Here is a 12,047-nt window from a genome sequence, read left to right as displayed (position 1 = left end):
GACTTTGAGGGCGAACATGGATCTGTTCCTGGATATCTTGCTGGTGGCCACAAGCCTGCTGCTGTTGCTGCTGGTGCTACTGCACCGTGCCAAAGGTGGCGGCCTCTCCAGTCTTTTCGGTGGTGGCGTCCAGTCCAGCCTGTCCGGGTCGACGGTTGTCGAGAAGAACCTCGATCGCCTCACTGTTTTCACTGGTGTCGTATGGCTGATTGCCATCCTCGGCATCGGCCTCGAAATCAAATACAGCTAGATCGAAGTTCGGCCGACAGCATTTCGGGTGACGTCATAACCGCGTAACCGCGACAGTATTTACTGTTGCCATGACATCGACCGATCCAGGCCGTGCGGCAACCGAACCGCTTCGTGAAGACATCCGACTCCTCGGCGGAATCCTCGGCCAGATAGTTCACGATCAAGAAGGCGAAGACGTCTTTGCGCTTGTCGAAAAGGCGCGCGTCGAATCGTTTCGGGTCAGACGCTCGGAGATCGACCGTGCCGAACTAGCGACTCTGTTCGACGGCATCGAGATCGGCAAGGCGATTCCCGTCATCCGCGCTTTCAGTCACTTCTCGTTGCTCGCCAATCTCGCCGAAGACATTCATCGCGATCGACGTCGATCGATTCACATCCGCGCCGGTGAGCCACCGCAGGACAGCTCGCTCGCGGCAACGTACGCGAAACTCGATGCGGCCCAACTCGATTCGTCCAGGGTCGCCGACCTGCTAACCGATGCCCTCGTCGCGCCCGTCATCACCGCGCATCCGACCGAAACCAGGCGCCGCACGATCTTCGAGGTGCAATCCCGCATCACCGAACTGATGCGATTTCGGGAGCGCACCGAACTCGACGACGACGAGACCGCCGAGGTCGATCGGCAACTGCGCCGCCAGATCATCACACTATGGCAGACCGCGCTGATTCGGCTGTCACGCTTGCGGATTCAGGACGAGATCGAGGTCGGGCTGCGTTACTTCCACCTGTCGTTGCTCGAGGTGATTCCGCGGATCAACGCCCAGGTCCGAGACGAGCTCCGGCGTCGGTGGCCGGACGTGGACCTCCTCGAACAACCGATCTTGCGGCCCGGGTCGTGGATCGGTGGCGACCGTGACGGGAACCCGTTCGTCACCGCCGAGGTAGTGCACAACGCGACGCATCGCGCGGCGTTCGTCGCGATCGAGCATCACTTGGCCGAGTTGTCGAAACTCGAGCAGGAATTGTCGATGTCGGCTCGCCTCGTCACGATCAGCTACGCAGTGCAGGAGTTGGCGGAAGCATCGGGGGACAGCGGGTCCAACCGCGACGACGAGCCCTACCGCCAAGCTGTGCGGTGTGTTCGCGGCCGACTGACGGCGACCGCGGAGCAGATCCTCGACAAGCTTCCCGCGGATGCGGTCTCGCTCGGTTTGGAACCGTACGAGACGCCGCAGCAGGCTTTGAACGACCTCGACGCGATCGACACCTCGCTGCGCGGGCACGGCGACGCCATCCTCGCCGACGACAGGCTCGCTGCGCTGCGGTGGTCCATCGAGACGTTCGGTTTCCATCTGTCGAGTCTGGATCTGCGGCAGAACTCCGAAATACACGAAGAGGTCGTCGCGGAGTTGTTCGCCTGGGCGGGTGTGCACCCCGACTATCGCAGCCTGCCCGAAGACGAGCGAGTCGAGTTGCTTGCACAGGAGTTGGCTACACGGCGACCGCTGTCGAGTCCAGATGCGGAATTCAGCGAACTGACGACCAAAGAGCTCGCGATCACCCGCGCGGCCGCACATGCCGTGCGTACGCTCGGGCCCCGCTCGGTGCCGAACTACATCATCAGCATGTGCACGTCCGTGAGCGACCTGCTCGAAGCAGCGGTACTTCTGAAGGAAGCGGGCATCCTCGATCCAGGGTCGGGCACGCCGACCTCGTCGGTCGGTGTGGTGCCGCTCTTCGAGACGATCGAGGACCTGCAGCAGGGTGCGGCAACGTTGCTGGCTGCGCTGGATGTTCCGGTCTACCGTGCGCTTGTCAGCTCGCGCGGTGACAACCAGGAAGTGATGCTCGGGTATTCCGATTCGAACAAGGACGGCGGCTATCTCGCCGCGAACTGGGCGCTCTATCGCGCCGAGTTGGACCTGGTCGATGCGGCACGCAAGAGCGGAATTCGGTTGCGGCTCTTCCACGGTCGCGGTGGCGCGGTCGGGCGTGGCGGCGGCCCGAGCTACGAGGCTATTCTCGCGCAACCGGTCGGAGCGGTGACGGGTTCGCTTCGGATCACCGAGCAAGGCGAGGTCATCGCCGCGAAGTACGCCGAGCCGAGGATCGCACGACGAAATCTGGAGTCGTTGCTTGCCGCGACGTTGGAGTCGACGCTGCTCGATGTCGAGGGCCTCGGCGCTGCCGCCGAACCCGCGTACGCGATTCTGGACGACCTTGCGGAACGGGCCCGACGCGCTTACGGCGAACTCGTCCACAAGACACCGGGTTTCGTCGAATACTTCCGGATGTCCACACCCGTTGCGGAAATCGGTGAGCTGAACATCGGTAGCCGCCCGGCATCGCGAAAGCCGACAAGTTCGGTGTACGACCTTCGTGCGATTCCGTGGGTGATGTCCTGGAGTCAGTCGCGCGTGATGCTGCCCGGTTGGTACGGCGTCGGAACGGCGTTCGAGGAATGGGTCGACGGCGACGCCGACAAGCTGGCTCAGCTCACCGACCTGAACGAACGCTGGCCGTTCTTCCGAACCGTGCTGTCCAACATGGCGATGGTGATCGCGAAGTCCGACCTCGGTCTGGCCGCCCGCTATGCCGAACTGGTTCCGGACGTCGAACTGCGCGAGAAGGTCTTCGGCATGATCAGCGACGAGCATGCCAAGACCATCCGCATGTACAAGGCGATCACCGGCGCCGACGACCTGCTCGCCGACAACCCGGCCGTGGCGAGCTCGGTGTTCAACCGGTTCCCGTATCTGGAACCGCTGAATCATCTGCAGGTCGAACTGCTGCGGCAGTTCCGTGCCGGAGACGACCGTGAACTCGTGAAGCGCGGCATCCTGCTCACCATGAACGGTTTGGCAACGGCACTGCGCAATAGCGGTTAGAGGGCAACAGCGGTTAATCCGCCTGCACCGGCTCGATGTCGCGCACGAAAACGATGGCATCGAGTTCGGTAAGGCTTGTCGTTTCCAGCGGGATATAGGCGTAGTTGGCCGATGTGCGGCGCTCGCGTGGCCCGTTCGGTAGGGCATCGGTGGCTATGAGCACATTCCCCGTCGTCGCCGCGTACAGCTCGCCTTCGAGCGAGGCCGGTTCGGGTTCGGCGATGGTGTGGTGGTGAGCCGTGCCGATCGCCGAACCGATCACGCGGTAGGCGTCGCCGAGTCGGCCGTCGAGGTGACCGCCCGCACACCACCAGTGCAGCTGGTGTTCGCCCATGGTCCACTGCGACTCACCTTTCTGCAGGTGGCCGTTGTGAGCGAAGGCGAAGGTCGGTCCACGGTCGGCTTCGCGCTCGACGATCGCGCACAGGTTGTCGGCCATCATGAGATCGCGGACGCCGAGCAATCGCGGTATTCGGCGAGCGTTGTCGGTAGCCATCACCGCGTGATAGTCGAGCAGGCCGACAGCGGTGCGGGCATGGAGTTCGGCTAGCCAGCGCTGATCTGGAGAGTTCGCCGCGTGCAGTCGAGGCGCCTCCATCCGCAGCAGCAGCACCAGGTCGTCGGTCAGGCGTCGCAGCCGGATCGCGTCCGCGCTCGCGCCGATCGATTGCGTCGGATCCATCGCTCCTGCCGGATTGCTCCAGCGGGCGTCGTCACCGAGCAGTGCGTCGAGTTCGGCGATTGTGCAGGGCAGGTCGTCTGGATCGAGGGTTGTCGACAGGTACGTATCCAGCGCGTACAGGCTGCGTCGCGGACTTTCGGCTCCCATCGTCTCCATCGGTGCATCGAAACCGTAGAACCGGACCCGATCCTGTGGTGACCGTCCGCGGTTGTAGGTGACCAGCCATTCCACGAGGTCGCGGTTGGCCGCGTACTCGCCGAAGGTATGGCTGAATCCGGTGGTCATGACCTCGTCGACCGACCCGTCGCCACCATCGACCAGGGCGTCTACGAGAAGCCCACCGAGGCAACTGCTTTCGATCGCGATAGAGCGATAGCCCGCGTGTTCGACGAGGTGGTGGAACATCTGGTTGCGCAGTCGCAGGAACCGTTGCTCGCCGTGCAGCGGCTCGCCGAAACCGAGGAGACGTGGAGCAACCGGCAGGTGTCGCAACAATTCTGTGAGAGCGGCTGCTAGATCGGGACCGCCGTCCGATGAGAACGGTGTGCCGTGCTGTGCTGTACCGAGTGTCATGTGCTTCGACGCTATCATTACCCCAACGGTTGATAGTTTGGACGAAATACAATGACTAGTGCACCAAAACCCTCAAAGTACCGACCCGTCGATCTCGCCCGCGAACACGGGCTCTCGACCCAAGCCGTTCGCAACTACGAAGCCGCCGGAATACTGCCTGCAGCAGACAGATCGGCGTCGGGATATCGCGTCTACACCCTCGTCCATGCGGCCGCGTTGCGCACGTTCCTCGCCCTCGTCCCAGGCCACGGTCATGGTGTCGCGACCGCCGTGCTTGCAGCGGTCAATCGAGGAGCCGTCGACGAGGCGCTCGCACTCATCGACGACAGCCATTCCGAATTGCGCACCGATCGGCTGACCTTGGATTCCGTCGAGCGGGCGGTTGCACAGGCTGTTCCCACCGAGGACATTGCGCGACAGTTTCTTTCGGTCCGGGAGGTTGCGCGGCGCATCGGCGTCGAACCGACGACGCTGCGGAGCTGGGAGGACGCCGGTTTGGCGCCCGCTCGGGATCCGGCGACCGGATACCGTGCGTACGGGCCCGCGGACATCCGTGACGCGCATCTTGTGCATCAACTCCGCCGCGGCGGGTACCTGCTGAATCAGATTGCGCCGATCGTCGCTCAGGTGCGCTCGGCAGGCAGCATCGAGGCGTTGGCGCAGCTGATCGGGGAGTGGCGAGAACGGGTGAACACGCGTGGTCGGTCGATGCTGCTCGGCGCCGCAGCGCTGCAGACCTACCTCGACAAGTTGTACGCCTGACCAGCTATCTGTAACGCATGTGCTCCGTGCGACGACGAGACGTGTGACATCAAGCGCGGCCCGGGGGTTGTTTCGCGCGATTCACGCATAGGGATTCGAGATTCGATCGCTGTTGGATCGAATACGAGATCGGGAGATACACATGGGAATTCGTGAATTTGTCGGGCGGCACCGTATCGCCTCGACTGCGGCAGCACCTGCCATTCTCGGCGTCGCGGCGATTGTGGCCGTCACCTGGGCGGCATCACCAGGACCTACGACCATCGACACCGAGATGACCTCGTCGGTCACCGAGTGCCACGACATGGTCACCATCTCCGTCGCAGGCCGCGGTGACACGCCTCGCGAGGGCGAAACGAAGATGCTGCTCGACGCGAACGGCAACCCGCTGCCAGCGGCGATGTCCGGGGACTACAGCAGCAACTGGGTCGATCCGGTTGTGAATGCACCCGACAACGCGGTCGACCCCGACTCATACGCCGCCGTCTACATCGCGTACCCCGCGAACATGGCGAGCTACGAAGACGCCGTCAACGCCGGCGTCGCCAATACCGAATCGGTCATGCGCGAGATCGCAGTCGCGTGCCCGGACACCAAATTCTCCATCGTCGGCTACAGCGAAGGCGCGGACGTAGTCCGTCGCGTTGCGACGAAGGTCGGCCACGACGAGGCCGATGCGAACGGCAACTACGGCGTTGTCGATCCGGACAACGTTGTCGGCGTTGTCATCTTCGCCGACGCCGGCCGCAGCGCTGGCGACGGACCGTTCATCGGTGCGGAAGACCCGTTCGCCAATCCGGACGGCTTCGATCAGAAATACCAGAACGGCAAGAACCCGACCTCGGGCAAGGGCGCGCTGCCAGGCACCAGCGGTGATTTCGGCGCCTTGAACGGCAAGATCGCATCTTTCTGCTCGGACGGCGACCTCACGTGTGCAGCGCCGGAGAACATCTCGCTGCTGCAGCTTGCTGTGAACGTCGGCAGGCAGATCAACGTCGACGCCCTCGAACGTGACGGACTCACTCCGGCAACCGGTCAGGACGTCGCTGTCACGATGGGCAAGATCGCGTTCGCTGCGTTCGCCGACATCGCTAACAACCCGAACTGGATGCAAAGCGACGAAACATTCCTCGACGTGCTGCTGAAGGTGTCCGATCCGGCCTACAAGCCGGGTGCGACGCCGCCGCCAGCGACCGACGCAAGCTCGATCTCGGCCGACGCGATGTCGCCGCTGGCCTACCTGCCGCAGAAGATCTTCAAGGAGATCATCGGGCTCGTCGTGACGAATCAGAACACGATTCCTGTCGTCATGAGCGATCCGTACAACACCACACTCGGCCCGAACCACTCCGGTCATCACTTCGACTACTGGCGTGACGCCAACCCGGAGACCGGAAAGCCGCTGACCTCGGCAGAATACGCCGCGGCATGGTTGACCGAACTTGCGAAGCAGGCACAGAACGGGGAGCCGGTCGACAAGTCCGTCAAGCCGTCGCAAGCATCGCTCGCCGCCGCACTGTCGCCGGAGGCCGAGACAACCACTTCGACCACAACGACAACAACGACGCCGGCCACCACAACGCCGGGAACCACAACCCCGTCGACAACTGCCCCGACCACAACCGAGGCACCGACGACCACGGAGTCCACCACCGCGCCGGCTACCACCACCGAGCCGGCCACGACGGAGCCGACCACTACAACCGAGGCTCCGACAGCGACGCCGACCACAACGACGGCGACGCCGACTCCGGTCAGCTGAGCTGGACCTTTTCAAGCACGCCTGTCGCGGGCCGGCCTCGGATCAATACTCCGAAGCCAGCTCGCGATAGTCGTTCCAGGAGGGCAGCGGCACACGCGCGATCGTCGTTTCGAGTCTGTCGAGGTAGTACTGCCAACGCGGTCCGATCTCGGCGACCTCGTTGGGATGCAGATGCCTGCGGACAACTTCCAACGTCGTGACGACGCCGACCTGATGCAGGTGCAGTTCGAGGATCGCACCGTCGAAGGTGACGTTCAGCTGATGCGGTGACGTGCAGGCATCGACGTGGACGTCCACCGTCTCGGTCCGACAGTCGTCGTTCGCGGTGATCCGAACATCGCCGGAGAACGGATCGCCTGTCATGGTGCCGAACCAAGCCTCGAGTCGATCGGGCTCGGTCAGGTAGGCCCACAGTTCGACGATCGGTAGCGCGAACCCGCGGACGAAATGCAGCAACACCAGATCGCTGCCTGCTTCGCGATCGTGCTCGGGCCGGACCTCGCCGATTGTCGATGTGGTGACCACGTCGGACTACCTCCGTCACTTGGAATGGGCAACTCTGCCGTGCGTCCATTCAACATCGAGCGCGGTCCACATGGAACCGATCGCGCAGACGCAACGTCCAACCATTCGAACGGGTAAGCAGCCCTGAGCTTCCCAGCAGCTGCAGTGAGAAGGTTGGCGACAGTGGACATTCATTCGGGAAACAGTCCGTCGGGATGCGGTACCTCGTGGCGGCGCGGCATGAAAGCACGTTCGCGGAACCGTCCAGCGATCCGAAGTGTGTGTGCCAGCGTCGACGGCGTCGAAAACGACAGGTCACTGCCGCGTGTGCGGCCCAAGGAAGACGACGATGCGCTGTAGGTGCCGACCTTGGTGAGCTTTACAGTGCTGAGGCTGCGGCTTCGTCGAGCAGCCAGACCGTTTTCTCGACACCTGTCGCGCCCGCCGACGGAATATCGACGGGATCCGCGCCGCCGATCGCTGCTGCTACCGCGTCGGCTTTCGCTGCGCCGGACACGATCAACCACACCTGCTTCGATCGACGAACTGCGGGCAGCGTCAACGTGATTCGGGTCGGTGGTGGCTTGGGGGAGTCCGTCACGGCGACGACGAGCTTCGCCGTCTCGCGAACCGCGTCGGTGTCGGGAAACAGTGAATTGATATGCCCTTCACCGCCCATGCCTAGCAGGTGGATGTCGAACGCCGGGAGCTGGCCGTCCGTCGAATTCGCCGCGAGGACGTCGACGTAGTTTCTGGCGGCCGCCTCCGGGTCGTCTCCGAAGTCGCCGTCCGACGCCGCCATCGGGTGGACGCGGGACGGATCGATACCGATGTGGTCGAGCAGTGCCTCGCGAGCTTGCAGGTCGTTGCGCTCGGGATCGGCAGCAGGGACGAAACGCTCGTCACCCCAATAGATGTCGACCTGGTGCCAATCGATAGATCCAGAGTCCTCGCGCAGCGCCTTCAGCAGTCCGATACCGGTGCCGCCGCCGGTCAGCACAACCGACGCCGAACCTCGTTCGGCCTGCGCTTGCTCCACCGCAGCGATGAATCTGCGTGCAGCGGCCGCAACCAGAGCATCGGTGTCGGCATACCGCTCGACCACGATCTCACTCATAGGTCACCAACTCCAAGCCTTCGAGTGCCGATTGGTAGATCTCGTCGGTGTCCAGCCTGCGCAGTTCTTCGGCGAGGCATTCGGAGGTTTCCCTGCGCGGCAACGCAAGTCGCTTGTCCGGTTGCCCGGTCCTGCCGAGTGTCGCGGTGCGGCCGGTCTGCGGTCGCGACAGGGTGATCGCGGTGTCGCCGCGTTGCAGTTCGACGTCGAGGTCGCCGACAAGCCGATTCACCGGGCACTGCAACCGAATTGCGAGCCAGCCTGCAAGAACGTCCAGCGCCGGTTCTTCGCGCAGTCCGGACACGGTCACCGATTCGACAGCGACGAACGGTGCTTCGTCGAGCGCCGCTGTGAGCAGCGCACGCCAGTAGGTGATACGCGCCCAGGCCAGATCGGCATCACCGGCTACGGACGACTCGCGCCGAGCCTTGATCGTCGCCATCGGGTCGTCGGCGAACGTCGCGTCCGTAATGCGGTGGGTTGCCAACTGTCCCACCGGATCTCGGGACGGTTCGACTGGCGCACCACGAGGCCACCACGCCACGACAGGAGTATCGGGGAGCAGGAACGGCGTGACGACGCTGGCTTCGTGCTGCGACAGCTCACCGCGCATCCGTAGGATCAGCACCTCGGACGCGCCTGCGTCGCCGCCGAGCCGAATCTGCGCGTCCAGTCGGTTGTCGGCGTCGCGATCGCCCCTGGCGAGGACGATGACGCGGCAGGGATGCTCCTTGCTCGCGTCGTTGGCGGCCTCGATCGCCTCTTCGGCCTCCGCGGTGTCCAACGTGCAGACCACGAGTGTCAGCACGCGGCCGAGCGTGACGGATCCGCTGTCCTCGCGCAATCGGATGAGCTTTTTGTTGATCGCACCCGTATCGGTATCGGCAATGTCGACAATCATGGTCGCCTCCACTCCCTTCCGGTGCGGGCAAGCATCTCCGTCGCCGAATCCGGACCCCAGCCACCCGACTCGTACTGCTCGGGACTACCGCCCGCAGCCCAGTGCTCCAGCACGGGATCCAGTATGCGCCAAGACAACTCGACCTCGGCATTGACGGGGAACAGCGACGGCACGCCGAGCAGGACGTCGAGAATCAGCCGCTCGTACGCCTCGGGAGAGGACTCGGTGAACGCTTCGCCGTAGCTGAAGTCCATGTTGACGTCGCGGACCTCCATGCCCGAACCAGGGACCTTGGAGCCGAACCGCAGCGTCACACCTTCGTCCGGCTGGACTCGGATGACAAGTGCGTTCTGGCCGAGTTCCTCTGTCATCGTCTGGTCGAACGGCAGATGCGGAGCGCGTTTGAACACGACGGCGATCTCGGTGACCCTGCGGCCCAACCGCTTTCCGGTGCGGAGATAAAACGGCACACCTGCCCAGCGGCGGGTATCAACTTCGAGGGTGATCGCCGCGTAGGTCTCCGTCGTCGACTCCTTGGAGAAGCCCTCCTCTTGCAGCAACCCGACGACGGGCTCGCTACCCTGCCAACCGGCCGCGTACTGGCCGCGCGCCGTCGTCTCGTCGAGTGGCTCGACGACTTTGGTTGCCGAGAGGACCTTGATCTTCTCGGTCTGCAACTCTGCCGGGTTGAAGCTGATCGGCTCTTCCATCGCGGTGAACGCGAGCAATTGCAGCAGATGATTCTGAATCACGTCGCGAGCGGCACCGATGCCGTCGTAGTAGCCACCGCGACCGCCGAGACCGATGTCCTCGGCCATGGTGATCTGGACGTGGTCGACGTAGTGCGCGTTCCAGATCGGGTCGAACAACTGGTTGGCGAAACGCAACGCCAAGATGTTCTGAACCGTCTCTTTGCCGAGGTAGTGATCGATGCGAAATACGGTGTGCTCGGGGAAGACTCGGTTGACGACCTTGTTGAGTTCTTTCGCGCTGGCAAGGTCGTGACCGAACGGCTTCTCGATGACGACCCGGCGCCACTGCCCGTCGGCAGGCTTGGCCAGACCTGACTTCGACAGTTGTTCGAGCACAACAGGAAACGCGCCAGGCGGGATCGAGAGGTAGAACGCATGGTTACCACCCGTGCCGCGCTCTTCGTCGAGTGTTGCGAGCGTCGTCGCCAGGTTCTCGAAGCCGGCGTCGTCCTCGAACGTGCCCTGCACGAACCGAATTCCTTCGGAAAGTCGGTCCCACACCTCCTGCCGGAACGGTGTGCGAGCGTGCTTCTTCACGGCCTCGAGCACGATCGCTGCGAAGTCCTCGTGCTCCCAGTCCCGGCGAGCGAAACCGATCAACGCGAAGCCGGGGGGTAGCAGCCCCCGGTTCCCGAGGTCGTAGATCGCCGGCATCAACTTCTTGGTCGCGAGATCGCCAGTGACGCCGAAAATGACGACGCTGCACGGACCTGCGATGTGCGGAACGCGTTTGTCTCGTTCGTCCCGAAGGGGATTCACCCAGTCGGCACCGCTCGCCGAGTCGGTCACAGCTCAGCTTTTGTTCGCTGCTTGCAACTGTTCCTCGGTGGCGTCGAGTAGTTCCTTCCACGACTTCGTGAACTTGTCGACGCCCTCGGTCTCGAGGACGCGGAACACGTCGGGAAGGTCGATGCCTGCTGCAGAAAGCTGGTCGAACACCTTCTGGGCCTTGCCTGCCTTGTTGCTGACCGTGTCGCCCGTGATGTTCGCGTGGTCGGCGACGGCTTCGAGGGTCTTCTCCGGCATGGTGTTGACCGTGTTCGGGGCAACGAGGTCGGTGACGTACATGACGTCGGAGTAGTCCGGGTTCTTGACACCCGTCGATGCCCACAGGGGGCGCTGCCGGTTGGCTCCGACTGCCTGGAGCTCGGTGAAGCGGTCACCGGTCTCGAACACGTTCTGGTAGGCGTCGTACGCCAATACGGCATTGGCAACGCCGGCTTTGCCACGAAGCGCAAGTGCTTCGTCGGAGCCGTCCTTGTCCAGGCGCGCATCGATTTCGGAGTCGACGCGCGAGACGAAGAACGATGCGACCGAGTGGATCTTGGTCAGGTCGCGTCCCGCCTCCTTGGCAATTTCGAGGCCTTCGAGGTAGGCGTCCATGACGAGTCGGTACCGCTCGACGGAGAAGATCAGCGTGACGTTGACACTGATGCCCTCGCCGATCGTCTTCGCGATGGCGGGCAGGCCTGCCTCCGTTGCCGGGATCTTGATCAGCAGGTTGGGCCGATCCACGATCTTCCACAACTCGATGGCCTGGGCCGCCGTCTGGTCGGTCTCGAACGCGAGGTACGGATCGACCTCGATCGACACCCGGCCGTCGACGCCGCCACTCGATTCGTAGACCGGAAGGAAGATGTCGCACGCGTCGCGCACATCGTCGGTGGTGATGGTGCGAATCGTCGCGTCGACGTCTGCACCACGAGCAGCGAGCTCGTTGACCTGGTCCTGGTAGGCCTCGCCCTTGCTGAGCGCGGCCTGGAAGATGCTGGGGTTGGTCGTCACGCCGACCACGCTGCGCGTGTTGATCAGTTCGACAAGGTTGCCGGACTGGATGCGAGTGCGCGAGAGGTCGTCGAGCCAGACGGAAACGCCTGCGGCGGAAAGCTTTTCGAGGTTGGCATTCTGAGTCAC

Annotated in this window: 10 protein-coding genes; 4 read left to right on the top strand and 6 right to left on the bottom strand. The window is 63.5% G+C overall.

Translation table 11 applies throughout. The annotated features are described in order from the left end of the window. The first annotated feature begins 16 nt into the window (after positions 1-16). On the top strand, positions 17-250 hold the full coding sequence (gene secG / locus ACHIRB_RS04435) for a preprotein translocase subunit SecG (protein ID WP_395115874.1): 234 nt from the start codon (positions 17-19) through the stop codon (positions 248-250). A gap of 70 nt (positions 251-320) precedes the next feature. Next, entirely contained in the window at positions 321-3,080 is a 2,760-nt protein-coding gene (ppc, locus tag ACHIRB_RS04430; protein WP_395115875.1) for a phosphoenolpyruvate carboxylase, read from the top strand. 13 nt (positions 3,081-3,093) lie between these two features. Here the strand turns inward: ppc and ACHIRB_RS04425 are convergent, their stop codons facing one another. Beyond that, positions 3,094-4,335 carry an erythromycin esterase family protein gene (locus tag ACHIRB_RS04425; RefSeq protein ID WP_395123309.1) on the bottom strand — a complete coding sequence of 414 codons (1,242 nt, stop codon included), beginning with the start codon at positions 4,333-4,335 and terminating at the stop codon, positions 3,094-3,096. Positions 4,336-4,386: 51 nt separating this feature from the next. On the opposite strand from ACHIRB_RS04425, the gene ACHIRB_RS04420 reads away from it, so the two are divergent. After that, entirely contained in the window at positions 4,387-5,097 is a 711-nt protein-coding gene (locus ACHIRB_RS04420; RefSeq protein WP_395116185.1) for a MerR family transcriptional regulator, read from the top strand. Positions 5,098-5,239: 142 nt separating this feature from the next. Beyond that, positions 5,240-6,859, top strand: coding sequence for a cutinase family protein (locus ACHIRB_RS04415; protein WP_395123310.1), 1,620 nt, complete (start codon positions 5,240-5,242; stop codon positions 6,857-6,859). 42 nt (positions 6,860-6,901) lie between these two features. Here the strand turns inward: ACHIRB_RS04415 and ACHIRB_RS04410 are convergent, their stop codons facing one another. The 5 genes from ACHIRB_RS04410 to tal all read right to left on the bottom strand — a co-directional run bounded on the left by ACHIRB_RS04410 (position 6,902) and on the right by tal (position 12,047). Further along, a complete protein-coding gene (locus tag ACHIRB_RS04410) occupies positions 6,902-7,384 on the bottom strand; it encodes an SRPBCC domain-containing protein (RefSeq protein ID WP_395123311.1) in 483 nt (160 codons plus the stop codon). Positions 7,385-7,742: 358 nt separating this feature from the next. Further along, positions 7,743-8,480: a 6-phosphogluconolactonase gene (gene pgl / locus ACHIRB_RS04405; RefSeq protein ID WP_395123312.1), complete on the bottom strand. Its 738-nt coding sequence runs from the start codon at positions 8,478-8,480 to the stop codon at positions 7,743-7,745. Then, positions 8,473-9,381 carry a glucose-6-phosphate dehydrogenase assembly protein OpcA gene (gene opcA, locus ACHIRB_RS04400; RefSeq protein WP_395127613.1) on the bottom strand — a complete coding sequence of 303 codons (909 nt, stop codon included), beginning with the start codon at positions 9,379-9,381 and terminating at the stop codon, positions 8,473-8,475. Before opcA ends, pgl begins: the two co-directional genes overlap by 8 nt. Beyond that, on the bottom strand, positions 9,378-10,922 hold the full coding sequence (zwf, locus tag ACHIRB_RS04395) for a glucose-6-phosphate dehydrogenase (RefSeq protein ID WP_199701155.1): 1,545 nt from the start codon (positions 10,920-10,922) through the stop codon (positions 9,378-9,380). The genes opcA and zwf overlap by 4 nt, the downstream gene beginning before the upstream one ends. 3 nt (positions 10,923-10,925) lie before the next feature. Further along, positions 10,926-12,047: a transaldolase gene (tal, locus tag ACHIRB_RS04390; protein WP_395123314.1), complete on the bottom strand. Its 1,122-nt coding sequence runs from the start codon at positions 12,045-12,047 to the stop codon at positions 10,926-10,928.

The organism is Antrihabitans spumae, assembly GCF_043944905.1.
Lineage (GTDB): Bacteria > Actinomycetota > Actinomycetes > Mycobacteriales > Mycobacteriaceae > Antrihabitans > Antrihabitans spumae.
The sequence above is the reverse complement of the archived record's forward strand: the minus strand, read 5'-3'. Positions and strand labels throughout refer to the sequence as shown.

What these genes read in the sequence shown, in the direction of transcription:
- secG (WP_395115874.1), top strand. Translation starts at nt 17, where the DNA reads ATGGATCTGTTCCTGGATATCTTGCTGGTGGCCACAAGCCTGCTGCTG.
- ppc (WP_395115875.1), top strand. Translation starts at nt 321, where the DNA reads ATGACATCGACCGATCCAGGCCGTGCGGCAACCGAACCGCTTCGTGAA.
- ACHIRB_RS04425 (WP_395123309.1), bottom strand. Translation starts at nt 4,335, where the DNA reads ATGACACTCGGTACAGCACAGCACGGCACACCGTTCTCATCGGACGGC.
- ACHIRB_RS04420 (WP_395116185.1), top strand. Translation starts at nt 4,387, where the DNA reads ATGACTAGTGCACCAAAACCCTCAAAGTACCGACCCGTCGATCTCGCC.
- ACHIRB_RS04415 (WP_395123310.1), top strand. Translation starts at nt 5,240, where the DNA reads ATGGGAATTCGTGAATTTGTCGGGCGGCACCGTATCGCCTCGACTGCG.
- pgl (WP_395123312.1), bottom strand. Translation starts at nt 8,480, where the DNA reads ATGAGTGAGATCGTGGTCGAGCGGTATGCCGACACCGATGCTCTGGTT.
- opcA (WP_395127613.1), bottom strand. Translation starts at nt 9,381, where the DNA reads ATGATTGTCGACATTGCCGATACCGATACGGGTGCGATCAACAAAAAG.